The sequence below is a fragment of the Streptomyces tsukubensis genome (genome assembly GCF_003932715.1).
In the GTDB taxonomy this organism is placed as follows: Bacteria; Actinomycetota; Actinomycetes; order Streptomycetales; family Streptomycetaceae; genus Streptomyces; species Streptomyces tsukubensis.
The window spans coordinates 6,449,853-6,472,989 of the sequence record NZ_CP020700.1 but is presented as its reverse complement, the minus strand read 5'-3'; the positions used below and the strand labels follow the sequence as shown (position 1 = coordinate 6,472,989).

22 protein-coding genes are annotated in these 23,137 nt (G+C 71.8%); 17 read left to right on the top strand and 5 right to left on the bottom strand.

Features of this window, described 5'->3' with window-relative positions; genetic code table 11:
* The first annotated feature begins 112 nt into the window (after nucleotides 1–112).
* Both B7R87_RS26885 and B7R87_RS26880 read left to right on the top strand, forming a co-directional pair.
* Nucleotides 113–1,051, top strand: coding sequence for a ParB/RepB/Spo0J family partition protein (locus tag B7R87_RS26885; protein ID WP_006345887.1), 939 nt, complete (start codon nucleotides 113–115; stop codon nucleotides 1,049–1,051).
* A 706-nt stretch (nucleotides 1,052–1,757) separates the two neighbouring features.
* Nucleotides 1,758–2,513 (top strand): gamma-glutamyl-gamma-aminobutyrate hydrolase family protein, encoded by a 756-nt coding sequence (locus B7R87_RS26880; protein ID WP_040913788.1) that lies wholly within the window; start codon nucleotides 1,758–1,760, stop codon nucleotides 2,511–2,513.
* Nucleotides 2,514–2,551: 38 nt separating this feature from the next.
* Here B7R87_RS26880 and sepH read toward each other — a convergent pair whose 3' ends face one another.
* Nucleotides 2,552–3,631: a septation protein SepH gene (sepH, locus tag B7R87_RS26875; RefSeq protein ID WP_006345889.1), complete on the bottom strand. Its 1,080-nt coding sequence runs from the start codon at nucleotides 3,629–3,631 to the stop codon at nucleotides 2,552–2,554.
* 455 nt (nucleotides 3,632–4,086) lie between these two features.
* Here sepH and B7R87_RS26870 point away from each other — a divergent pair, with 455 nt between their 5' ends.
* A complete protein-coding gene (locus B7R87_RS26870; RefSeq protein WP_006345890.1) occupies nucleotides 4,087–5,046 on the top strand; it encodes a hypothetical protein in 960 nt (319 codons plus the stop codon).
* Nucleotides 5,047–5,065: 19 nt separating this feature from the next.
* Here B7R87_RS26870 and B7R87_RS26865 read toward each other — a convergent pair whose 3' ends face one another.
* Nucleotides 5,066–6,388 carry a D-arabinono-1,4-lactone oxidase gene (locus tag B7R87_RS26865; protein ID WP_040913787.1) on the bottom strand — a complete coding sequence of 441 codons (1,323 nt, stop codon included), beginning with the start codon at nucleotides 6,386–6,388 and terminating at the stop codon, nucleotides 5,066–5,068.
* Nucleotides 6,345–7,592, bottom strand: coding sequence for an MFS transporter (locus B7R87_RS26860; protein WP_006345892.1), 1,248 nt, complete (start codon nucleotides 7,590–7,592; stop codon nucleotides 6,345–6,347). Before B7R87_RS26860 ends, B7R87_RS26865 begins: the two co-directional genes overlap by 44 nt.
* Before the next feature lie 219 nt (nucleotides 7,593–7,811).
* On the opposite strand from B7R87_RS26860, the gene B7R87_RS26855 reads away from it, so the two are divergent.
* Both B7R87_RS26855 and B7R87_RS26850 read left to right on the top strand, forming a co-directional pair.
* Nucleotides 7,812–8,939, top strand: coding sequence for a ferrochelatase (locus B7R87_RS26855; RefSeq protein ID WP_130584678.1), 1,128 nt, complete (start codon nucleotides 7,812–7,814; stop codon nucleotides 8,937–8,939).
* 125 nt (nucleotides 8,940–9,064) lie between these two features.
* Entirely contained in the window at nucleotides 9,065–9,874 is an 810-nt protein-coding gene (locus tag B7R87_RS26850; RefSeq protein ID WP_006345894.1) for an inositol monophosphatase family protein, read from the top strand.
* A gap of 303 nt (nucleotides 9,875–10,177) precedes the next feature.
* On the opposite strand, the gene B7R87_RS33225 is transcribed toward B7R87_RS26850, so the two are convergent.
* Complete coding sequence (locus B7R87_RS33225; RefSeq protein ID WP_006345895.1) at nucleotides 10,178–10,345, bottom strand: hypothetical protein; 168 nt, start codon at nucleotides 10,343–10,345, stop codon at nucleotides 10,178–10,180.
* Nucleotides 10,346–10,728: 383 nt separating this feature from the next.
* On the opposite strand from B7R87_RS33225, the gene B7R87_RS26845 reads away from it, so the two are divergent.
* The 4 genes from B7R87_RS26845 (at nucleotide 10,729) to B7R87_RS26830 (ending at nucleotide 14,306) form a co-directional block, all read left to right on the top strand.
* The gene (locus B7R87_RS26845) at nucleotides 10,729–11,382 is read left to right on the top strand and encodes a response regulator transcription factor (RefSeq protein ID WP_006345896.1); all 654 of its coding nucleotides are present in this window, start codon (nucleotides 10,729–10,731) and stop codon (nucleotides 11,380–11,382) included.
* 3 nt (nucleotides 11,383–11,385) lie between these two features.
* A complete protein-coding gene (locus B7R87_RS26840; RefSeq protein WP_006345897.1) occupies nucleotides 11,386–12,624 on the top strand; it encodes a sensor histidine kinase in 1,239 nt (412 codons plus the stop codon).
* A 409-nt stretch (nucleotides 12,625–13,033) separates the two neighbouring features.
* Nucleotides 13,034–13,330 carry a DUF4193 domain-containing protein gene (locus B7R87_RS26835; RefSeq protein WP_006345898.1) on the top strand — a complete coding sequence of 99 codons (297 nt, stop codon included), beginning with the start codon at nucleotides 13,034–13,036 and terminating at the stop codon, nucleotides 13,328–13,330.
* 13 nt (nucleotides 13,331–13,343) lie between these two features.
* Complete coding sequence (locus tag B7R87_RS26830; RefSeq protein WP_045852806.1) at nucleotides 13,344–14,306, top strand: hypothetical protein; 963 nt, start codon at nucleotides 13,344–13,346, stop codon at nucleotides 14,304–14,306.
* Between the two features lie 136 nt (nucleotides 14,307–14,442).
* On the opposite strand, the gene B7R87_RS26825 is transcribed toward B7R87_RS26830, so the two are convergent.
* Complete coding sequence (locus tag B7R87_RS26825; RefSeq protein ID WP_040913791.1) at nucleotides 14,443–14,916, bottom strand: DUF3093 domain-containing protein; 474 nt, start codon at nucleotides 14,914–14,916, stop codon at nucleotides 14,443–14,445.
* Nucleotides 14,917–15,167: 251 nt separating this feature from the next.
* Here B7R87_RS26825 and B7R87_RS26820 point away from each other — a divergent pair, with 251 nt between their 5' ends.
* The 8 genes from B7R87_RS26820 to B7R87_RS26785 all read left to right on the top strand — a co-directional run bounded on the left by B7R87_RS26820 (nucleotide 15,168) and on the right by B7R87_RS26785 (nucleotide 23,109).
* Nucleotides 15,168–15,770: a PaaI family thioesterase gene (locus B7R87_RS26820; RefSeq protein WP_006345901.1), complete on the top strand. Its 603-nt coding sequence runs from the start codon at nucleotides 15,168–15,170 to the stop codon at nucleotides 15,768–15,770.
* The gene (gene dut / locus B7R87_RS26815) at nucleotides 15,770–16,303 is read left to right on the top strand and encodes a dUTP diphosphatase (protein ID WP_006345902.1); all 534 of its coding nucleotides are present in this window, start codon (nucleotides 15,770–15,772) and stop codon (nucleotides 16,301–16,303) included. Before B7R87_RS26820 ends, dut begins: the two co-directional genes overlap by 1 nt.
* Before the next feature lies 1 nt (nucleotide 16,304).
* Nucleotides 16,305–17,090 carry a DUF3710 domain-containing protein gene (locus tag B7R87_RS26810; protein WP_006345903.1) on the top strand — a complete coding sequence of 262 codons (786 nt, stop codon included), beginning with the start codon at nucleotides 16,305–16,307 and terminating at the stop codon, nucleotides 17,088–17,090.
* 211 nt (nucleotides 17,091–17,301) lie between these two features.
* Nucleotides 17,302–18,042: an ABC transporter ATP-binding protein gene (locus B7R87_RS26805; RefSeq protein ID WP_006345904.1), complete on the top strand. Its 741-nt coding sequence runs from the start codon at nucleotides 17,302–17,304 to the stop codon at nucleotides 18,040–18,042.
* Nucleotides 18,043–18,241: 199 nt separating this feature from the next.
* The gene (locus B7R87_RS26800; protein WP_006345905.1) at nucleotides 18,242–20,785 is read left to right on the top strand and encodes a sensor histidine kinase; all 2,544 of its coding nucleotides are present in this window, start codon (nucleotides 18,242–18,244) and stop codon (nucleotides 20,783–20,785) included.
* A 217-nt stretch (nucleotides 20,786–21,002) separates the two neighbouring features.
* Complete coding sequence (locus B7R87_RS26795; protein WP_006345906.1) at nucleotides 21,003–21,689, top strand: response regulator; 687 nt, start codon at nucleotides 21,003–21,005, stop codon at nucleotides 21,687–21,689.
* 232 nt (nucleotides 21,690–21,921) lie between these two features.
* The gene (locus B7R87_RS26790; protein WP_006345907.1) at nucleotides 21,922–22,272 is read left to right on the top strand and encodes an OB-fold nucleic acid binding domain-containing protein; all 351 of its coding nucleotides are present in this window, start codon (nucleotides 21,922–21,924) and stop codon (nucleotides 22,270–22,272) included.
* Nucleotides 22,273–22,275: 3 nt separating this feature from the next.
* On the top strand, nucleotides 22,276–23,109 hold the full coding sequence (locus B7R87_RS26785; RefSeq protein ID WP_006345908.1) for a DUF3159 domain-containing protein: 834 nt from the start codon (nucleotides 22,276–22,278) through the stop codon (nucleotides 23,107–23,109).
* The last annotated feature ends 28 nt before the right edge of the window (nucleotides 23,110–23,137 follow it).

The window sequence follows — 23,137 nt, the reverse complement described above, 5'->3', positions numbered from 1 at the left end:
TTTGGCAATCAGTTGGCCAAGCTCTGGCCGGTGCGGCCTGGCACATTTGACGTCTGCTCGGGCTTGAACACGGGGAACCCGGGCGGCACGTAAGAGGAAAGGGCTCACCTGCATGTCTTCCGATATGTTCATCGAGACCGACAGGACGCACCAGACACGATCCCAGAGTGCCACGGACCAGGACACCGAAGACGGGCAGCCGTCGGAGCTGACTCTCGGCTCCATCGGCCGGAATCCCGACAACCCTCGGGAGGCCCTGCGCGACCTCGAACCGCTGACCACCAGCATCCGGGAGATCGGCCTCGTCAACGCCATCACGGTGGCCTCGGTCGAGGCGTACGTCCGGGAACGACCGTCCCGTGCCGCCGAACTGGACCCGGGCGCCCGCTACATCGTCGTCGACGGCCACCGCCGGCTGGAGGCAGCGCGCAAGGCGGGGCTGGCCAGCGTCCGCGTCAGTGTGGACGACGCCCTCGTCTCGACCGACCGCTCCCTCCTGGAGGCGGCGTTCGTCGCCAACGTCCACCGGGACGATATGAACCCGCTGGAACAGGCGTACGCCCTGAAGAAGCTGGTGGAGTTCTACGGCTCCCAGAACAAGGCCGCCAAGCGGCTGGGCATCGCCCAGTCGACGATCTCCTCCAAGCTCTCCGTCCTCGAACTCGGCCCGGAACTCCAGGCGGACCTGCTGGCGGGCCGGCGCAAGGTCGTCCATGTGCGCAATCTCTCCCGGCTGACTCCGCAGCAGCAGAAGCAGCGGGCGGACGCCAGGGCGGCGGCCTCGGCTTCGCGGAACACCGAGGCGCGGGGCGCGCGGACGTCCGACCACCGGCATCCGGCCCGGGTGCACGCCGCACCGGGGACCATGGCCGGAATTCCGCGCCAGCGCGGGATCGTGACGATGCCCTGGGCCGACGGTGTGGCCTGCGCGGAGATCGCGATCGCCCGGATGCGCCCCTCGGAGCGGCGGCGCATGCTCCAGCGGCTGTGGCAGGAGGCGGAGAAGGAGGCCAGGGCGGCACGGCGGCTGGCCGCACCCCGCCAGGTCTGACCTTTCCGGAACACCCGCAGCGACCCCGTACCGACCGCAGTGACGGCACAAGAGACCGTCGAAGCGAACAGAGCCGCACAGCATTGGTCGGAACCGATCGCCCCGGATCCGATCCGATCCGAACACGCCCCACTAATGCAACCTGGTGCAACCTGATGCGTTCAGAGCAGACATGAGCCGATCTGCGCCCGACTGAGCAAACCCGACAGTGTCGTGATCCGCCGACCGGAACCGGCGGACTACGACCCGCCACCGTCGGCGGCTGTGCGGGACGGTCCGTCCCGCACAGCCGCCGACGGTGGCCCGTACCGACCGCATGCGCTCCGGTCCGGCCGGGCCCCTTCCCGCCCACCGGCCCCGCCAGGACCGGGCGTTCGGCCTCCGTACGCTCGCCTCCCGCGGTACCCGGCCCGGAAAGGACCGGGGGACAGCGGCGCGGCCGTCAGGAAGGCCCCGGCCGGCCTCGCCCCGTGCCATGTCGCCCGGTACGGACAACCGTCCCGGGGCTCCGTACCCCGGCCGCCGCCGACCGGCCGGAAACGCGTGACCACCCCTTCCGCGCAGGAGTCCGGAATCATTCCGCTCCCCCGGCGCAACCACGCCCCCCTCAAACCGGTCGTTCACCACAGCCCTTCCCACCGAGGGCCGGCGCGGCCGTCCGGAGACGGCCCGGCCCCGCACCGAGCCCCTGGATCCGCCCGTGACCCTGCCCAGACCCCTCATCGCCGTCCCCGCCCGCTTCTCCCCGTCGGCTCCGGTCCTTCCGGACACCGCCGTGGTCAGTGCCCGCCCGCTCGTGGACGCGGTGTGGCGGGCGGGCGGTGAGCCCGTCACCCTCCATCCGTACGCACCGGGCGGAATCGCCTACGCGGACGATGTGGCGGCCCGGCTCGCCCGTTTCGACGGGGTCCTGCTGCCCGGCGGCGGGGACTTCGCACCGCACCGCTACACCGGGAACGGCACGCTCCACGACGATTCCCCGAACCACGGGGCGGCGGGCTCCACCGGGGACGACGCCGAGCAGGACGGCTTCGATCTCGAACTGGCCCGTCAGGCGCTGCGCACCGGGCTGCCGATCCTGGCGGTCTGCCGCGGGCTCCACATCGTGAACACCGTGCTCGGCGGCACCCTTCAAGAGGACGCGCCCGGCACGGAATCCGGCCACCGGCAGCTGCTCCACCCGGTCACCCTGCGCCCCGGTTCCCGGATAGCGCGGATCGCCGGAAACGAGACGGTGCGGGCCTCCTGCCACCACCGGCAACGGGTCGATCTGCTCGGCGACGGACTGCGGGTCACGGCACGGGCCGCGGACGGCACGGCGGAAGCGCTGGAACTCGTCGGTGCGCAGGACTGGCTGACCGCGGTTCAGTGGCATCCGGAGGACACGGCGCACGACGACCCAGCCCAGCAGCGCATCTTCGACGCCTTCGTCCGGGCCGCGGCGGGCGCTCCCGGTCCATGACCGTCCCGGCGGCGGCCCGGGAAGGGCCGCCGCCGGTGTCAGTCCTGCTTCTTGCGGCGCGTACCGAAGACGATCTCGTCCCAGCTCGGGACGGCGGCACGCCGTCCCGGACGGACGCCGTCCGCCTCGGCCTGCCGGTCGGTGGTCCCGATCAGCCGGTCCCGGTGGCCGGCGACCGAACGCGGCATCAGCACATCGGCGTACGCGGATCCCGCGCCGGCCGAGGCCGCGGGCGCGACCGTCTCCTCCGCCTCGGGCTCCACGGCGCTCTCCTCGGCCTCCGCGGGCACGGGCCGCTCCGGAACCACCATGTCGCCCCGGAAGCTCGGCACGGCCTCCAGAAGGCTCGTCAGCGAGTCCCGCTCACCGTCATCGGACGCCGGGGCACCACCGCCCGCCGGCCCGGCGGACCGGTCCGGCGCCCGGTCGAGGGTCCGGTCCAGCGGCCGGTCCCGGGGCAGCCTGGCGATCCTCGGCACAAACGGAACGCTGGCCTCGTGCGCGGCGATGGTGTCGTCCGTCTCGCCGATCAGCGCGCGCGCTTCGTCGTCGACGGCCTGCACCAGCCTGCGCGGCGGGTCGTACGTCCAGCTCGCGGAGTGGGGTTCGCCCGCCACCCGGTAGACGAGCAGCACCTCCCAGGTGCCGTCGTCACGCCGCCAGGAGTCCCAGAGGGTGGTGTCCTTCTCCGCACCGCGCAGCACCAGCCGTTCCTGGACGGCCTCGCCGAGCGGGGGCCCGGAGTTCTCCCCGGGGCGTCGTACGGGGGTCTTGCGGGCGCGCTCGGCCATGAAGGCCCGCTCGGCGAGCACGGGGCCCTCGAAGCGGCGCACCCGTTCGACCGGGATGCCCGCCATCTGGGCGACTTCCTCCGCCGAGGCTCCCGCGCGTATCCGGGCCTGGATGTCCCGGGGACGGAGGTGGCTCTCGACCTCGATTTCGATCTGGCCGAGGCGGGCGCGGTCGTTGCGTACGGCGGCCCGCAGCCGCTCGTCGATCGGAAGGGTGTACTCCGTGCTGTCCGCAGCCTTGAGCACCAGTCGTGTGCCGTCGTTGGAGACGGCCACGACACGCAGTTCGGGCATGGGGACCTCCCGGGTGGTGCCTGCCGACGTCACCTGTGCGTCGCTGCTTCCGCTAGTCGAGTGTGGCCTGCCCGGGTGCAGCCTGCCACAACCTTGCCGAGTTGCTCCGGCGTGTCGGGCACAGGCCCGTGATCGCCACTGTGGCACGGTTACCTGTTGGCCACTCAGCGTGATCACAGAATCACTCTGCGTGCAGATTTCCGCGCGGTATTGCGACGCCGCCGGATCGAGCGCCGCTTTCGGCCCCCATTTCCCGGGATCCGGGCACCCATGAGGGAGTCCGGGCCCAAGGCTGGCCACAGTACTCCATTCGGGCCATCAGGGTGGACTGCCTCGCCACCGAAGTTCACGGCGGACGGCGCGACCGTCCGCCGAACGAGTGAGACAGGTGTCTTGGTTCACAGAATCTCCCCAAAGGGAACTATTCACTTCGCCCCATCTGTCCCTCATGTGTACGGACTCCGCAGAAGGGCGAGCAGGGACAGACGATGTATCAGAGGCCGGAAACCGGTGGCAGCCGGTTCGATCCGGGCCGTCCGCACCCCTCCCGGGAGCCCCGGGAACAGGCGGAGCGACGGCTCGACCTGAGCGTGCCCCAGGTGGCCGCGAGCGTGCTGGCCGCGGTCGCCGCGGCCGTACTCGCCTCCAGACTCGGGGTGTACGGCACGATCGTCGGCGCAGGCGTGGTCAGCGCCGTGGCCACCTGCGGCGGCCCGCTCATCCAGCATCTCTTCAGCCGTACCGGTGACCAGCTCCGTGACGCACGGACCCCCGCAGGAGGGAGGCGGCCTCCCCCGGCGGAGCCCGTACCGCCGTCCCTGCCGCCGTCCCTGCCGTCGTCCCGGTCCCTGTCGGCGGCGCCCGCGGGCGAGTTCGGTGCCGCCACCACCCACGGCACCCGGATGCGGGGGTGGAAGCGCCCCGCCGCCGCGGCCGCCGTGGTCTTCGGCGTCGCCATGACCGGGATCACCGGATACGAAGTGCTCTCCGGCTCCGGGCTCGACGGCAGCCCGGGGACCACGGTCGGCTCGGTCGTGCGGGGCGGCTCCGGAGGCGGCGGCTCCGGTGGCGGCGGCGACACCTCCCCGCGGCCCGGCGCTCCTTCCTCCGGCCCGGAGGAAGGAACCGGGGACCGTACGGAGCGGGAGGACGCGCCCGGCGAGGGGCCGGCCGGTCCGACGCCCGACGGGGAGGGGAACGGGAACAGCGGCTCCGGGAAGCCGGATCCGTCCGGCGGAAAGCCCTCCCCCGGACCGTCCGCCACTCCGGACCCGCCGGCACCCGACCCGACTCCTCCGACCACGGAAGCCCCCGGAACGGGCGGCACCGCCCCCGGAACGGCCACCGGCACCGACGGCGGCTCCAAGGGCCCGGGAGCGGAATCCGGTTCGCGTACGGGCACGGGTACCGGCGCCGGTACAGCGGGGAGCGCGGCCGGCGGCGGATGACCCGCCCCCTGCGGCCCGTTCAGTCGCCCAGCACGCGCCGCAGATGGTCGTTCCCGAACAGCCGCTCCGGGTCGAGCCGGTCCCGGAGCGCCGTGAACTCCCCGAACCGCGGGTACGCCGCGGCCAGGTACTCCGCGTCCCGGGTGTGCAGTTTGCCCCAGTGCGGCCGACCCCCGTGCGCGGTCATGATGCGCTCCACCGCCGTGAAGTAGGCCCGGTGGGGCGTCCCCCGGTACAGATGGACGGCGATGTAGGCGCTGTCCCGCCCGGAGGCGGTGGAGAGGGTGATGTCGTCGGCGGGGGCGGTCCGTACCTCGACCGGGAAGCTGATCTTCAGCGGCGAGCGTTCGATCATCGCCCGGACCTCGCGCAGCGCCGCCGTACAGGCCTCGCGCGGCAGCGCGTACTCCATCTCCACGAAGCGCACCCGGCGGGGGGAGGTGAAGACCTTGTAGGGAATGTCGGTGTACGTACGGGCGGACAGGGCCCGGCTGGCGAATCTGGCGATCGGCGGTATCGCGGCGGGGACGGCCCGGCCGACGGAGTTCGCCACCTGGAACAGGCCGTTGGAGAGGAGTTCGTCGTCTATCCACCCGAGGAGCGCACCGGGTGAGATCAGGGGTCCCGCGCTGCGGTTGTTGCGCTTGGTGTTGCAGTTGTCCGTGTGGGGGAACCAGTAGAACTCGAAGTGCTCGTTCTCCGCGTGCAGCTCCTCGAATTCGGCGACCACCCGGCCGAAGGTCATCGGCTCCTCCCGTGCGGTCAGCAGGAAGAGCGGTTCGACGGCGAGGGTGACTGCCGTGATCACTCCGAGGGCGCCCAGGCCGATCCTGGCGGCGGCGAAGACCTCCGGGCGGGTCTCGGCGTCGCAGGTCAGCAGGGAGCCGTCGGCGGTGACCAGTTCCAGGCCGCGGATCTGGGCGGCCAGCGAACCGGAGTCCCGGCCCGTGCCGTGCGTGCCGGTGCTGACCGCCCCGGCGACGGTCTGCGCCATGATGTCGCCCATGTTGGCGAGCGACAGGCCCTCGCGCGCGAGGGCCTGGTTGAGCCGCCTCAAGGGGGTGCCGGAGGCCACGGTCACCGTCATGGCCTCGCGGTCGATCCGCCGGATGCCCGTGAGGAGATCGGGACGGATGAGCAGCCCGTCGGTGGCTGCGACGGCCGTGAAGGAGTGGCCCGTACCGACCGTTTTGACCCGGAGGCCGTCCTCGGCGGCCCGCCGTACCGCGGCGGCGACCTCGTCCGCCGACGCGGGCATCGCCTCCCGCACGGGGCGGGCGGTGACGGTCCCCGCCCAGTTACGCCAGGTTCGCGTCCCGCTCTGCGTGCTGATCGTGCTCATCGACCCGCTGCCCCTCCCGCGTCGTCGCCGGCCGGCTCAGCCGGCGGTATCCGACGAACGCCACCACGGCCGCCAGCAGTCCGGCAACCCCCGGGACGCCGTACGCGGTCTGCGCACCCCATTCGTCGACGGCGACACCCGCCGCGCCGGAGCCCAGCGCCACGCCGACCGCGAGGCCCGTACTGACCCAGGTCATCCCCTCGGTCAGCTTGGCGGAGGGGACGTGCGAACCGACCAGCCCCATGGTGGTCACCATCGTCGGGGCGATGGCCAGGCCCGCGACGAACAGCGCCAGGCTCAGGGCGACCAGGTTCCCGACGAACAGGAGGGGGATCGTGCTCACGGCCATCGCGCAGACGCCGAGCAGCCAACGACGTCCGGGCGAGCCCTTGAGGCGGAGCAGTCCGAAGACCAGTCCCGCCAGGCAGGAACCGGCGGCGTAGACCGCCAGCGCGATGCTGGACGCGGCCTTGTTGCCCTGCTCCTCGGCGAAGGCCACGGAGATCACCTCGACCGAGCCGAAGATGGCGCCCGTGGCGACGAAGGTGACCACCAGGACCTGGAGGCCGCGCGAGGCCATCGCCGAGCCGGGCGTGTGGTGCTCCCGCGGGGCCGGGATCGGCTCGGTGGCCTTCTGGGCGGTCAGCCAGAAGACTCCGGTCATCAGGAAGAGACCGGCGAGCAGCGGACCGGCCGCCGGGAACCAGGCGGTGGACAGGCCGATCGCCAGCGGGGGTCCGGCGATGAAGCAGAGTTCGTCGACGATGGACTCCCAGGAGTACGCGGTGTGCAGCTCCCCGCGGCCCTGGTAGATCGCCGCCCAGCGGGCGCGGACCATCGAGCCGACGCTCGGCACGCAGCCGACGCCGGCGGCGAACACGAACAGCGTCCACACCGGGGCGCCCGCGGTGGCGCAGAGGATGAGGCCCGTCCCCGAGGCCACCGACACCAGGGTGGCCGGGCGGAGCACCTTCGTCTGGCCGTGCCGGTCGACCAGCCGGGATATCTGGGGGCCGAGGGCCGCGGCCGCGAGGGCGATGGTCGCCGCGACCAGACCGGCGAGCCGGTAGCGGCCGGTCAGCTCGGAGATCATCGCCAGCACTCCGACGCCGGTCATCGCCAGCGGCAGCCGTCCGACGAGTCCGGCGGCGGAGAACGCCTTGGCGCCGGGGGCGGCGAAGATGGCGCGGTAGGGACTGGGCAACACGGGCTCCGGTGGGACAGGTCCGGTAAGGCGTATCAGTGGCGATGACAGATTACGCGCCGGGATCGGCCGCGCGCACCGGGGTTTCCCGGAAATCGGTCCGTGAGCTGGAACGACCTTCGCCCGTGCGGGGTTCCCGGCAGGGTGGAGGTGCCTCGTACGGGGGTCGTGGCGGCGGGTGGGTGCGGCGTTGTCGGTGCCGGGTGGGAGGATCGGTTCATGTCCGACCTGCATGACCCCACCCCGTACGACGCCCTGCTCCTGCTCTCCTTCGGCGGTCCCGAGGGACCGGACGATGTGGTCCCGTTCCTGGAGAACGTGACACGCGGCCGGGGCATCCCCAGGGAGCGTCTGAAGGAGGTCGGGGAGCACTACTTCCTGTTCGGCGGCGTCAGTCCGATCAACGACCAGAACCGTGCGCTGCTGGACGCGCTCCGCAAGGACTTCGCGGACCACGGCCTGGACCTGCCGGTGTACTGGGGCAACAGAAACTGGGCCCCGTATCTGACCGACACACTGCGGGACATGGTCCATGACGGACGCCGCCGGATCGCCGTGCTCGCCACCAGCGCGTACGCCTCGTACTCGGGCTGCCGCCAGTACCGCGAGAACCTCGCGGACGCACTCGGCGCACTGGGGGCGGAGGGGCTGGAGCCGCCGCGGGTCGACAAGCTCCGGCACTACTTCAACCACCCCGGGTTCGTGCGGCCCATGGTCGACGGGGTGCTGGCGGCGCTCGCGGACCTGCCGGAGGAGCTGCGCGCGGACGCGCACCTCGTGTTCACGACGCACTCCATCCCCACGGCATCGGCGGACGCTTCCGGCCCGGTGGAGGGGCACGGCGACGGCGGGGCGTATCTGCGGGAGCACCGGGACGTGGCCCGGGTGATCGCGGACGCCGTCCGTGCGGAGACCGGTGCGGACCGCCCCTGGGAGCTGGTCTACCAGTCCCGCAGCGGCGCCCCGCACATCCCCTGGCTGGAGCCCGACGTCTGCGACCACCTGGAGGAGTTGCACGGCGCGGGGGCCCCGGCGGCCGTGATGGTGCCCATCGGGTTCGTCTCGGACCATATGGAGGTGCTGTACGACCTCGATACGGAAGCGGCGGCCAAGGCGGCCGAGCTGGGGCTGCCGGTGCGCCGGTCGGCGACGGTCGGCGCGGACCCGCGGTTCGCGGCGGCCGTGCGGGAGCTGGTCCTGGAGCGGGCGGCGACGGAGCGCGGCGAGCCGGTGCGGCCGTGTGCCCTGGGCGCGCTGGGGGCGTCGCACGACGTCTGCCCGGTGGGCTGCTGTCCGGCGCGGGTCGCGCGGCCCGCGGCGGCCGGTGCGGACGATCCGTACGCATGACGCCGCTCCCCCGTGCTGTCCCCCTCTCGCCTCCGTTCCCGCCTCCTTCTCGCCTCCGGTTTCGCCTTCGTCTCCGTTCCCGTCTCCTTCTCGCCTCCTTCCCGTGCCGACCGTGAGGAATGGCCGTGACCACCACGAGTGACCCGCTCCTGTCCGAACTGCTCGCCCTGGCCCTGGAGGCCGCCGACCGGGCGGGCCGGCTGCTGCGCGACGGCCGTCCGGACGATCTGGGGGTGGCGGCGACCAAGTCCAGCCCGATCGACGTGGTCACCGAGATGGACATCGCGGCCGAGAAGCTGATCACCGGCTTTCTGGCGGAGCGCAGGCCCGACGACGGATTCCTGGGCGAGGAGGGTGCCTCCAGCACGGGGACCAGCGGCATCCGCTGGGTCGTGGATCCGCTGGACGGCACGGTGAACTACCTCTACGGGCTGCCGACCTGGTCGGTGTCGATCGCGGCACAGCGCGACGGCGAGACGGTCGTCGGGGTGGTGACGGCTCCGATGCGCGGCGAGACGAGCCGGGCCGTGCTGGGCGGGGGTGCCTTCCTGAACGACCGGCCGGTGCGCTGCCGTCCGGCGCCGCCGCTGGACCAGGCACTCGTCGCCACGGGCTTCAACTACGTCGCCGAGGTCCGCACCCATCAGGCAGCGGTGGCGGAGCGGCTGATTCCGAAGCTGCGGGACATCCGGCGCGGCGGCTCGGCCGCCGTGGACCTGTGCGATGTGGCGGCGGGCCGGCTGGACGGCTACTACGAGCGGGGGCTCCACCCCTGGGATCTGGCGGCGGGCGATCTGATCGCCCGGGAGGCCGGTGCGCAGACCGGGGGCCGCCCGGGGAGCCCTCCCTCGTACGAGCTGGCCGTCGCGGCCGTCCCCGGGGTCTTCGGCCCGCTCCAGGGCCTGCTGGAGGAGTTCGGCGCCTGGCACGACTGACCGGAGACCGGGGCGCCGCCGTCGGATTACGGCCATCGGCAGATGTCCGCCCGGGGACGGTGTGGCGCCGCACCGGGCGGATGGACCGGGGCGGCGCCCGTCCGCGGTCCCGGGGAAACCCCGGGGTTCGTACGGTGGTGGGCCCGGCCCCTGTCGGGTGCCGGACCCACCGATGTCTACGGTTCACGCGCAGTCGTGCGTAGTCGTGGCTGAGGCGTGGGTCGGGCGTGCGTCAGTCGTGCGTCAGGCGTGGGCCGGTGGTGGGTGTGGGTACGGGTGCGGACGGGCGCCGGGCCGGACGGGTCAGGCCGCTTCGACCCGCACGCCGTGCTCGGCGGCCAGCCGCCGGAGGTCTTCCAGCTCGGCCAGCTCGACATCCGCGAGGAAGTCGTCGCCGGTCTCGCGAGCCAGGGTGAGGTCGGTTTCCGTGGCCTTTATGCGCTGTAGCAGTCCTGCGGTGAATGCGTCCATATGCGCCCCCTCGTCGTGGGTGGTGGCACGGGGGTGTGCCTGAGTGCCCTCCGCCGCGGGCAGCCGCGGACGGGGGCGGGTCGATCACGGCCGGCGCCGTCCTGCGTCGCTTCCGGCGGCGGACGGGCGCATACGGGGGGTGCGCCCTCCAGGGCGTGATCTCGGGTGTCTTCTCGTCCTCCCCCGGCCTTCCCTCAGAGAAACCTCAACTCCGCCGGAAATCCTTTGATTCCCGCACCGCCCGGCACCTCGGCTCCGGCTCCGAAGGCGGGAGCATCCCGCCTTACAGCCGGTTTACGCGCGTAACGGGCAGGATGGAAGCGCACAGACAGTGCACGGACATGCCCCGATCGGGTCGACGGGGCCAAGGGAAGGATCGCGACGTGCGCGTACTCGTCGTCGAGGACGAGCAGCTGCTCGCCGATGCGGTGGCCACCGGGCTGCGCCGGGAGGCCATGGCGGTCGACGTGGTGTACGACGGGGCCGCCGCGCTGGAGCGGATCGGCGTGAACGACTACGACGTGGTGGTGCTCGACCGCGATCTGCCACTGGTCCACGGCGACGACGTGTGCCGCAAGGTCGTGGAGCTGGGCGTGCCGACCCGGGTGCTGATGCTGACCGCGTCGGGGGACGTCTCGGACCGGGTCGAGGGCCTGGAGCTGGGCGCCGACGACTATCTGCCCAAGCCGTTCGCATTCACCGAGCTGACCGCCCGGGTGCGGGCGCTGGGGCGGCGGACCACGGTGCCGCTGCCGCCCGTGCTGGAGCGCGCCGGGATCAAGCTGGACCCGAACCGCCGCGAGGTGTTCCGGGACGGCCGGGAGATCCAGCTCGCGCCGAAGGAGTTCGCGGTGCTGGAGGTGCTGATGCGCAGCGAGGGTGCGGTGGTCTCGGCGGAGCAGCTGCTGGAGAAGGCCTGGGACGAGAACACCGATCCGTTCACGAACGTGGTGCGGGTGACCGTGATGACCCTGCGCCGCAAGCTCGGGGAGCCGCCGGTGATCGTCACCGTGCCGGGTTCCGGCTATCGGATCTGACCCGTGCCCGCCGCTCCCGCACCGCCCAAGGTGCCCCCGAAGCCCTCCTGGGACCCGCGCACTCCGGTCCGCCCGCTGCTGCGGCCCACGATCCGGATAAGGCTCACCCTGCTGTACGGCGGGATGTTCTTGATCGCGGGCATCCTGCTGCTGTCGATCATCTATCTGCTGGCCGCCCAGGCACTGCACGACGGCAGCAACAGCAATCTGCCGTTCAAGATCATCTCCGGGAAGTTCCAGGAGACGACGAGCGGCTGCAACCTGCCCGCCGACGGTACGAGCGAGGAGTTCACCTCCGCCCTCACGCAGTGCTTCGCGCACCAGCGCGAGGTGGCGCTCAACGACCTGCTGCGCCGCTCCCTCTTCGCCCTGCTGGGGCTGAGCATCATCGCCTTCGCGTTCGGTTACGCGATGGCGGGCCGGGTGCTGTCGCCGCTGGGCCGGATCACCCGTACCGCCCGCCAGGTCGCCGGTTCGGACCTGTCCCGCCGGATCAAGCTCGACGGGCCGGAGGACGAGCTGAAGGAGCTGGCGGACACCTTCGACGAGATGCTGGCCCGGCTGGAGCGCGCCTTCACCGCCCAGCAGCGGTTCGTCGCCAACGCCTCCCACGAGCTGCGGACGCCGCTGGCGATCAACCGCACCCTGCTGGAGGTGCATCTCTCCGATCCCGGCGCCCCCGTGGAGCTCCAGCAGCTCGGCAAGACGCTGCTGGCCACGAACGAGCGGAGCGAGCAGCTCGTGGAGGGGCTGCTGCTGCTCGCCCGGAGCGAGAACCAGATCGTCGAGCACAAACCCGTCGATCTGGCGGAGGTCGCGACCCGGGCGGTGGACCAGACCCGCGGCGAGGCGGCCGAGCGGGGTGTGGAGATCCGCGGGGAGCGCGAGCCCGCGGTCGTGTCGGGCAACGGCGTACTACTGGAGCGGGTGGCCCTGAACCTGGTCCAGAACGCCGTGCGGTACAACGTGCCGGACGGCGGCTGGGTCGAGGTGACCACCCGGACCGGAACGGGCCGTGCCGAGCTGGTGGTGGAGAACACCGGGCCCGTGGTCCCGGCGTACGAGACCGACAACATCTTCGAACCCTTCCGCAGGCTGCGGCAGGAGCGGACGGGCAGCGACAAGGGCGTCGGACTCGGCCTGTCGATCGTCCGGTCGGTGGTCCGGGCCCACGGGGGCCGTATCATCGCGGAGCCCCGTGAGGGCGGTGGGCTCGTGATGCGCGTCACGCTGCCGCTCTGAATGTCCGACGGGGCCGGTCCTCGGGACGAGAAAATCCGTTCGCTTTGGGCGGAATTTTCGGGACCTGTTCCAGGGTTGTCCGTGTGTGATCAATCACAGGGACGATTTTCGGACCATCCACTCTCCGTGATCACGCTCCTTCCGGAAAGCCGGTAAAAGTCCGGGTTTCCGGGGGTCCGGATCACGGGAAGTACACGGGGTGGCGCCCGTGAGCTGCAATCTTCGGATCGTGTACGGTCCCCATCGCCATCCAACCCGATCACTCCCGAGGGATCCGGTTGGGTGTCGATTGAGTAACAGACCTTGATGTGAGGCAAAATCTCCGCCTCAGGTCGGGCACAAGTCCGGCCTCTCACGCGTTACGTGCGCTGGAGACACCGCAATCACACCCAGAGGGGGAGAGCGACACATGGCAACGGACTACGACACCCCACGCAAGACCGACGACGACGTCGATTCGGACAGCCTTGAGGAACTGAAGGCCCGCCGGAACGACAAGTCGACCTCGACCGTCGACGTCGACGAGTTCGAGGCCGCAGAGGGCATGGAGCTGCCCGGCGCGGACCTCTCCAACGAGGAGCTGGCCGTCCGGGTGCTGCCCAAGCAGGCCGACGAGTTCACCTGCATGAGCTGCTTCCTCGTCCACCACCGCAGCCAGCTGGCCCGTGAGAAGAACGGCCAGCCGATCTGCCGCGACTGCGAGTAAGGTCCGGTCGGCCGTGGCAGGCGAGACACCGTCGAGGAAGCGGCGCTTCGGGCGGCTGAAGCCGTCGGAGACGCATCAGGGCGGTACGGGACCGTCCGGGGCTCCTGAGCCCCTGGGCGAGCACTCGGCCGCCCTCCTGCCCCATGCCGTGGGAGAGGGCGGGCGAGGCCCCTCGGCCTCGCCTGACGCACTCCCCGTGCCGTCGCAGCCCCCGGCTGCGGACGCGGCGGCGGAGCAGGTTCCGGAGAAGGCCGGCCGGCTGGCCGGTATGCGCCGGGGCGTCCGCAGAAGCGGGCAGAGCGCCCGGGCGGCCGTCGGCTATCTCGCCGACCGGATCATCGAGAACGCCCCGCGCATCCCGGTGCGCGATCTGGCGACCCTCCGGTCACAGTTCCCGGGCCTGGACCCCGAACAGCTTGCCGACAAGCTGGTCGCGGGCGCGGCCAACGGGACCGCGACCGTGGGCGCGGGCGTGGGAGCTGCGGCGATGCTGCCCGTACCCCCTGCAATGCCCGCAGAACTGGCCGCCGAGATCACCGGTGTGGCCGCGATAGAACTCAAACTGATCGCCGAGCTGTACGAGGTCTACGGCCAGCGTCCGCCGGGCACGCTCAAGGAGCGCAGTGCCGTCTATCTGACCACCTGGTCGGAAGAGCGCGGCATCGACGTGACCAAGCCGTCGACGTACAAGAACGCAGCGCTGGTCAGCAGCGGGCTGAAGCGCGAACTGCGCCAGCAGATCATGAAGCGCATGATCCGGAATCTGCCGAATCTGCTGCCGTTCATGATCGGTGCGGCCGTGGGCGCCGTGATCAACCGCCGGGACACCCGGCAGCTCGCCGAGCGCATCCGTAAGGACCTGCGGGTCCGCCGGGTGTCGTGGGACGCGTTGGAGCTGCCGCCCCTGGAGCAGCCGCAGCAGCCTCTGGAGCTGTCTCCGGAGCCGGGTCACCGGGCCCACGAGCTGGAGCGCTGAGACCTCTTACCGCTTTCCGTCATGACCTGTAACGGGGGCCCGCAGCGGCCCCCGCTCCCCCTCTGCGCGCCACGGGCACCTCTGTCGTGCCCGGGCCCGGATGCCCCGCCGGGGCGGCTCCGGAATGCTTCCGCGGTTACTCCCCCGCGGGTCGGCCGGACAGCGCCGCGGCCAGGGCCTCGGGATCGCGGGTGGACAGATAGACGTACGGAGTGGGGTCGGCCGGGTCGGTGACCTCGACCTTCAGCGCCGTCGGCACATAGCTGCGCAGCAGCATGAAGGCCCGGGGATCCGCCTTGTAGGAGCGCCAGGCACGGGCCTCCTCCGGGTCGAGCACCTCGGGCTCGCCGAGGGCCGTCAGCGGAATCCGGGCGTCCCCGGCGACCAGAGCCCCCGCCACCACCCGGATCCGGGCGCTGCCGTACGAACTCACCAGCGCGCCGGACAGCAGCGTCACCGTGATCACGGCGACGATCGTCGGCAGCAGGCCGACCGGGAAGACCGTGAGCCCGCCCGTGAGGCCCAGCAGGCCGCAGATCACCCACCACAGTGCCGGGGCGGTCAGTCGTTCTTCGTAGCGCGGCGCGGCGGCCGGGGCGGGGGGCTGCATACGGTCAAGCTTGGCACGGCCTGCGGGGCGTTCCTCGTGGGGGTACGGCGCCGCCGCGCCACCGGCGACGGCCCCCCGGACCCACCGGGTCGTGGGCACATGTGTACGAGATGCCACCCGGCCGTCGGCGGTGTGCTGCCGGTGCGAGCCGGGCGTACGCGGGCGGACGACGGTGCTCACGTGAGGCAAGGGACCGACCGCGGGTAAGGTCTGCGCCTGTGAGCACTGCGAATCCACCGGGGCCGGACCCCGTGCCGGAACCGGGCCCGGCGGCCGCCCGCCCCTCGGCCGTGACGCCTCCGGCCGATGCCGTACCACCGGTACGCCATCCCGACGCCCCCGCGCCCGGTGAACTGCTCGGTACCCACTACGAACAGTGCTTCGGCTGCGGGCGGGACCAGGAGCACGGACTGCATCTGGCGGCCCGGGCCGGGGAGGGCGTGAGCATTACCGCCGAGTTCACGGTGAAGCCCGCCCACCAGGGCGCCCCGGGGCTCGCCCACGGCGGGGTGCTGGCCACCGCGCTCGACGAATCGCTGGGCTCCCTGACCTGGCTGCTGCGGACGATCGCGGTCACGGGCCGGCTGGAGACCGATTTCGTCCGCCCCGTACCCGTCGGCACCCTGCTGTTCCTCCGGGCCGAGCTGACCGCGGTGGCCGGACGGAAGCTCTACGCTCGTGCGGAGGGCCGGATCGGTGGTCCCGACGGGCCGCTCGCCGTCCGCGCGAACGCCCTTTTCGTCGAGGTCAAGGTCGATCACTTCATCGACAACGGCCGCGCCGAGGAGATCGAGGCCGCCATGGCCGACCCCGACCAGATTCGTCGCGCACGTGCTTTCGAGGTGAACCCCTGATGTCCAGCCCCCTCAGCCCTCTCGATGTGCTGATCCGCCGGGTCGACCCCGAGGTACCGCTGCCCTCGTACGCGCACCCGGGCGACGCCGGGGCCGACCTGGTGACCTGCGAGGCCGCCGTCCTGGCGCCCGGGGAGCGGACGGTGCTGCCGACCGGGATCTCCGTGGCGCTGCCCGACGGGTACGCCGCCTTCGTCCATCCGCGCTCGGGCCTCGCGGCCCGCTGCGGAGTAGCCTTTGTGAATGCCCCTGGGACGATTGACGCCGGGTACCGTGGGGAAATCAAGGTGATCGTGGTCAATCTCGACCCGCGCGAGAGCGTGCGGTTCGAGCGCTTCGACCGTATCGCCCAGCTTGTCGTCCAGAAGGTCGAGAAGGTGCGCTTCCACGAGGTGGCGGAGCTTCCCGGCTCGGCACGGGCCGAGGGGGGCTTCGGGTCCACCGGCGGTCATGCCGCCGTGGGCGGCACAACGGATGGCTCAACGGGTGGGAACAGATACGCTTCCGTCGTATCCGACCGGGAAGGACAGTGACGTGTTCGGACGTCGCAAGAAGAGTGGTTCCGCGGAGGACGCGGACGCAGCGGGCGAGACCGAGCAGGTCGACGCGGCCCTGGACGGGCCGGACGAAGCCGGCGCGGACGCCGACGATGTCGCACCCCAGCGGGTGAACCTTCCTCCGGCCCCGCGGCCCGACGGCCCCTGGGACCTTTCCGAGGTGTCCAAGCCCGCCGAGGGGCGGGTCGACCTGGGCGGACTGTTCGTGCCCGGGGTCGAGGGCATGGAACTGCGGGTGGAGGTCGCCGGTGACGCGATCGTCGCCGCGACGGTCGTCCTGCGGGACAGCGCCGTTCAGCTCCAGGCCTTCGCAGCGCCGAAGAAGGAAGGCATCTGGGGAGAGGTCCGCGACGAGATCGCCGGCGGGATCACCCAGCAGGGCGGCGTGATCGACGAGGTCGAGGGTCCCCTCGGCTGGGAGCTGCGGGCACAGGTGCCGGTGCAGCTGCCGGACGGTACGGGCGGGGTGCAGCTGGTGCGCTTCGTCGGCGTCGACGGGCCGCGCTGGTTCCTGCGCGGGGTGATCTCCGGCCAGGGCGCGGTTCAGCCCGAGGCCGCCGGTCTGCTGGAGCAGATCTTCCGCGACACGGTCGTCGTCCGCGGTGACGGACCGATGGCACCCCGTGATCCGATCGTCCTCAAGCTCCCCGAGGACGCACAGATGGTGCCCGAGGGCGTCCAGCAGGAGGAGCAGGCCGGTTCCCGCTTCTCCGGCGGCATGGGGCAGCTCCAGCGGGGCCCGGAGATCACAGAAGTCCGCTGACCTGGCCGAAAGGCCTCGGCGCCGAAGCATCCGACGGGCCGCACCCCGAGTTGTCCACAGGGGGGTGCGGCCCGTCGCCGTTTCCCCGTACTGTGCCGAAAACACCGGATGAGCGGTGGGGACGGACAGGCCGTGCGCGGGTGCGGAGCCTGTACGGCCGTACCCACGACGCTCGGTCCGGGAGGACGACGGGAACCACCGGGGGGCAAGGATGAGCAGCGACGGGCGGAGCGGTACGGCGGCCGTGGTGGACGGGCCGGGCGGTGCGGTGGCCGGCGGGCCGATGGTGCGGGTGGAGAATCTGCACCGGACGTACGGCTCGGGGGCGGGCGCGGTGCATGCGCTCCGGGGGGTCTCCTTCGAGGTGCCCCGGGGCGAGCTGGTGGCACTGAAGGGCCGGTCGGGATCGGGGAAGACGACGCTGCTGAATCTCGTCGGCGGTCTCGACGAACCCGACGAGGGGCGGATCTCCCTCGACGGTACGGACCTGGCCGGGCTGGACGAGGACGGTCTGCTGGCACTGCGGCGCGACCGGATGGGCTTTGTCTTCCAGTCCTTCGGGCTGATCCCGATCCTGACGGCCGCGGAGAACGTGGGGGTGCCGCTGCGGCTGCGCAGGGCGCCGGTGAAGGAGCGGGACGAGCGGGTGGAGCTGCTGCTCGCGCTGGTCGGTCTCGCGGATCACGCCGCCCAGCGGCCCACGGAGCTCTCCGGCGGACAGCAGCAGCGGGTGGCCATCGCCCGGGCCCTCGCCAACCGTCCCGCCCTGCTGATAGCCGACGAGCCGACGGGTCAGCTCGACGCCGAGACCGGGCTCTCGGTGATGGAGCTGCTGCGGGCGGTCGTCCGGGCCGAAGGGGTCACCGCGCTCGTCGCCACCCACGACACCCAGCTCCTCGGTCTGGCGGACCGGGTGCTGGAACTGCACGACGGAGAGATAACCGAACACTGACCACGGGCCGGGCCGGCGGGCTCTGCCGCAGGTGGGCGGAGGGGCCGGCCCCGGGGAGGCGCGCATCAGAATCGCGTCAATACCGTCTCCGACCCCACCACCCCGCCCGATTTGCCCGCTTCCCGCGCCGTATCGTCATCGCAGCGCACGAGCGTGACGGCCGGAACGCCTGATCGCCTTCCTGAAAGACAATGGGGCCATGGGACGCGGCAAGCTTCGGATCTACCTCGGCGCGGCGCCGGGTGTGGGCAAAACGTACGCGATGCTCTCCGAGGCCCACCGCCGGGTGGAGCGGGGCACGGACTGTGTGGTGGCCTTCGTGGAGCACCACGACCGGCCGCGGACCGAGGTGATGCTGCACGGTCTGGAGCAGATCCACCGCCGCGAGCTGGAGTACCGCGGCGGGGTGTTCACCGAGATGGACGTGGACGCCGTCCTGGAGCGGCGCCCCGCCGTGGCGCTGGTGGACGAGCTGGCGCATACGAACGTGCCCGGCTCGCGCAACGCCAAGCGCTGGCAGGACGTGGAGGAGCTGCTGGCGGCCGGGATCGACGTGATATCGACCGTCAACATCCAGCACTTCGAGTCACTCGGCGACGTCGTGGAGTCGATCACGGGGGTACGGCAGCGGGAGACCGTCCCGGACGAGGTGGTGCGGCGGGCCGACCAGATCGAACTGGTCGACATGGCGCCGCAGGCGCTGCGCCGCCGGATGGCCCACGGCAATATCTACAAGCCGGACAAGGTCGACGCGGCGCTGTCGAACTACTTCCGGCCCGGGAATCTGACCGCGCTGCGGGAGCTCGCGCTGCTGTGGGTGGCGGACCGGGTCGACGAGTACCTCCAGCAGTACCGGGGCGAGCACAACATCCGCTCGACCTGGCAGGCCCGGGAGCGGATCGTCGTCGGGCTGACCGGAGGGCCGGAGGGGCGCACCCTGATCCGCCGGGCGGCACGGATGGCGGCCAAGGGCTCGGGCAGTGAGATCCTCGCGGTCTACATCGCCCGCAGCGACGGTCTGACCGCGGCGTCACCGAAGGAGCTGGCGGTCCAGCGGACCCTGGTGGAGGACCTCGGGGGGACGTTCCACCATGTCATCGGCGACGACATCCCCTCATCGCTGCTGGAGTTCGCCCGCGGGGTGAACGCCACCCAGATCGTGCTGGGCTCCAGCCGACGCAAGACCTGGCAGTACATCTTCGGCCCGGGGGTGGGTGCGACGGTGGCCCGGGATTCCGGGCCCGATCTGGACGTCCACATCGTCACCCACGACGAGGCGGGCAAGGGCCGGGGGCTTCCGGTGGCGCGCGGCGCCCGGCTCGGCCGGTCGCGGATCGTCTCGGGCTGGCTGGTCGGCGTCGCCGCCCCCGTCCTGCTGGCGCTGCTGCTGAGGGCCCTCGACGATTCCCTCGGGCTCGCCAACGACGTCCTGCTCTTCCTCTTCGCCACCGTGATGGCGGCGCTGCTGGGCGGGCTGCTGCCGGCCCTGGCGTCGGCGGCCGTGGGGTCCCTGCTGCTGAACTACTACTTCACCCCGCCCGTGCACACCCTCACCGTGTACGACCCGAAGAACATCGTCGCGATCGTCATCTTCTTCGCCGTCGCCGTGGCGGTGGCCTCCGTGGTGGATCTGGCGGCGCGCCGCACCCATCAGGCGGCCCGGCTGCGGGCGGAGTCGGAGATCCTGTCCTTCCTCGCCGGGAGCGTGCTGCGCGGGGAGACCTCACTGGACGCGCTGCTGCAGCGGGTCCGGGAGACCTTCGGCATGGAGTCGGTGGCCCTCCTGGAGCGGAAGAGCGACGTGGACCCGTGGACCACGGCGGGCAGCGTCGGCCCCCGTTCGGTCGTCCGGCCGGAGGACGCCGATGTCGACATGCCCGTCGGGGACCACATGGCGCTGGCGCTGTCGGGGCGGGTGCTGCCCGCGGAGGACCGCCGGGTGCTGGCCGCCTTCGCGGCCCAGGCGGCCGTGGTCCTCGACCGCCAGCGGCTGGTCGGGGAGGCCGAGGGCGCCCGCAGGCTCGCCGAGGGCAACCGCATCCGTACCGCGCTGCTGGCCGCCGTCAGCCATGATCTGCGGACCCCTCTCGCGGCGATCAAGGCGGCCGTCACCTCGCTGAGATCGGACGATGTGGCCTGGTCCGACGAGGACGAGGCCGAACTGCTGGAGGGCATCGAGGACGGTGCCGACAGACTTGACCAGCTGGTGGGGAATCTTCTCGACATGTCCCGTCTCCAGACGGGTACGGTCACCCCGTTGATGCGGGTGACCGATCTCGACGAGGTGGTTCCCATGGCGCTGGTCGGTGTGCCGGACGAGAGCGTCGAGCTGGACATTCCGGAGACGCTGCCGATGGTCACCGTCGACCGGGGGCTGCTGGAGCGGGCCGTGGCGAACATCGTCGAGAACGCCGTCAAGTACAGCCCGGACGAGACCCCGGTGACGGTGGCGGCGAGCACCCTGGGCGGGCGGGTGGAGGTCCGGGTGGCGGACCGGGGCCCTGGGGTGCCGGACGACGAGAAGGAGCGGATCTTCGAGCCGTTCCAGCGGTACGGGGACGCTCCGCGCGGCGCGGGGGTGGGACTGGGACTGGCGGTGGCCCGCGGTTTCGTGGAGGCCATGGGCGGCACGCTCACGGCCGAGGACACCCCGGGCGGCGGAATGACCATGGTGCTGACCCTGATGGTCGCCCCGGGGACGGAACCCGCGACCCCCGATCTCCCTGCGCAGGTCACCTCGTGACGCGCAGCGCCGGGGGCGCCGCTCCGGTGCCGGGGTCCGGCTCGCGGACCGGGCCGGACCCGGGCCGTGGCTCCCGGTGGGCCCCGGGCGGCGGCGGTGCGCCGTGAGCCCCGCGGACACGGCGCTCCCGGCGGGCGCCGCGGGCGCCCCTGGCGCCCGGAACGAAGCGAACCACGCGAACAAGGCAACAGCTGAAGGACAGAAAGGCAGGCCGCGCATGACCAGGGTGCTGGTGGTCGACGACGAGCCGCAGATCGTACGCGCCCTCGTGATCAACCTGAAGGCGCGCAAGTACGAGGTGGACGCGGCGCCCGACGGGGCGACCGCGCTCCAGCTGGCCGCCGCCCGTCACCCCGATGTCGTCGTACTCGACCTGGGCCTGCCCGATATGGACGGGGTGGAGGTCATCAAGGGTCTGCGCGGCTGGACCCGGGTCCCGATCCTGGTGCTCTCCGCCCGTCACACCTCGGACGAGAAGGTGGAGGCGCTGGACGCGGGCGCCGACGACTACGTCACCAAGCCCTTCGGGATGGACGAGTTGCTGGCCCGGCTGCGGGCGGCGGTCCGCCGGGCCGAGCCGGTGGGCGGCGGCGATGACGACGTCGTCGTCGTCGAGACCGACGGCTTCACGGTCGATCTGGCCGCGAAGAAGGTCAACCGCGACGGCCGGGACGTCCGGCTGACCCCGACCGAGTGGCATCTGCTGGAGGTGCTGGTCCGGAACACCGGCCGGCTGGTCAGCCAGAAGCAGCTCCTCCAGGAGGTCTGGGGCCCGTCCTACGGGACCGAGACCAACTACCTCCGCGTCTACATGGCCCAGCTGCGGCGGAAGCTGGAGGCCGATCCGTCGCACCCGAGACACTTCGTCACCGAGCCGGGCATGGGCTACCGCTTCGAGCGGTAGTGCGCCGGTAGCCGCCGGTGACGGCCCCGGGCCGGCCGGGTGGCCGGGTGGCCGGTGTTCATCGGGTGTCCAGGAGTTGTCCACAGGCGCTTGCCGCGCCGGGTGGCGTTCCGGCCGGGGCCGGTACGCTTGCTGCATGAGCGCACCTCCATCCGGGACGTCCGGAAGCGGTTCCGGACCCGGGTCCGGACCGGCAGGTCCGGACCCGAAACCGGTCGGCCGTCTCCGCCGTATGTTCGACCGCCTGGCCAGTTCGCGGCAGGACCTGGAGTCGGAGGAACTGCGGGTGGACGCACAGGTGTCCGGGTGCACCCGGATCGCCGAATGCACGGATCGCCAGATCGTCCGCGTCACTGGTACGTTGCGGACGGTGACCCTGCGTCCCAGGGCCGGGGTGCCCGCCCTGGAGGCCGAGTTGTTCGACGGCACGGCCCCGCTGGACATCGTGTGGCTCGGCCGCCGCTCCATCGTGGGCATCGAGCCGGGCCGCAGACTCATAGCTTCGGGCCGGATCTCCATGAGCCACGGCCGTCGTGTGCTGTTCAACCCCAAATACGAACTCCGACCGCTCGGACAGGAGTAGCCGGTGACGTCTTTCGACAAGCCGACCACCACCCCCTCCCCCTCCCCGGCGTCCTCTGCATCGGACCTGCCCTCCGCGGGCTCGCCGGTGTCCGGCGCACAGGGTCCGGACGGAGCCCCGGCAGGCGCCGCGGCCCCCGACGAGGCCGATGTCAGGGCGGTCACCGAGGCCGCCCTCTTCGATGCCTTCGGCGGTATCCGCGGCATGGTGGAGACGGTCGTCCCCGGTCTGCTGTTCGTCACCATCTACACGATCAACCAGAACCTCCACGCCTCCGCGATCGCCGCACTGGCGGTCGCGCTGGTGCTGGTCGCCGCCCGGCTGGTCCTCAAGGGCACGGTCAAGCACGCGTTCAGCGGGGTCTTCGGCGTCGCCTTCGGTGTGGTCTTCGCGATGATGACCGGCAATGCGAAGGACTTCTATCTGCCGGGCATGCTCTACACCCTGGGTCTCGGCGTGGCGTACGTCGCGACCGCGGTGGCGGGGGTGCCGCTGATCGGGCTGATGCTGGGCCCAGTCTTCAAGGAGAACATGTCCTGGCGGACCCGTAATCCGGGCCGCAAGAAGGCGTACACGAAGGCCAGCTACGCCTGGGGCGCGATCCTGCTCGCCAAGTGCGCGATCCTCTTCCCGCTCTACTGGTGGGCCGATACGACCGAGCTGGGCTGGGTGCTGGTGGCGCTCAAGATCCCGCCGTTCCTGCTGGCCGTCTATCTGACCTGGGTCTTCCTGGCCAAGGCGCCGCCGCCGATCGACGTGTTCGCGGAGATGGAGGCGGAGGAGCGGGCCGAGGCGGAGCGCAAGGCCGCGCGGGTCGCCGAGCAGCCCGAGAGCTGAGCAGGAAGCGTTTCCCGGCCGGGCGGGG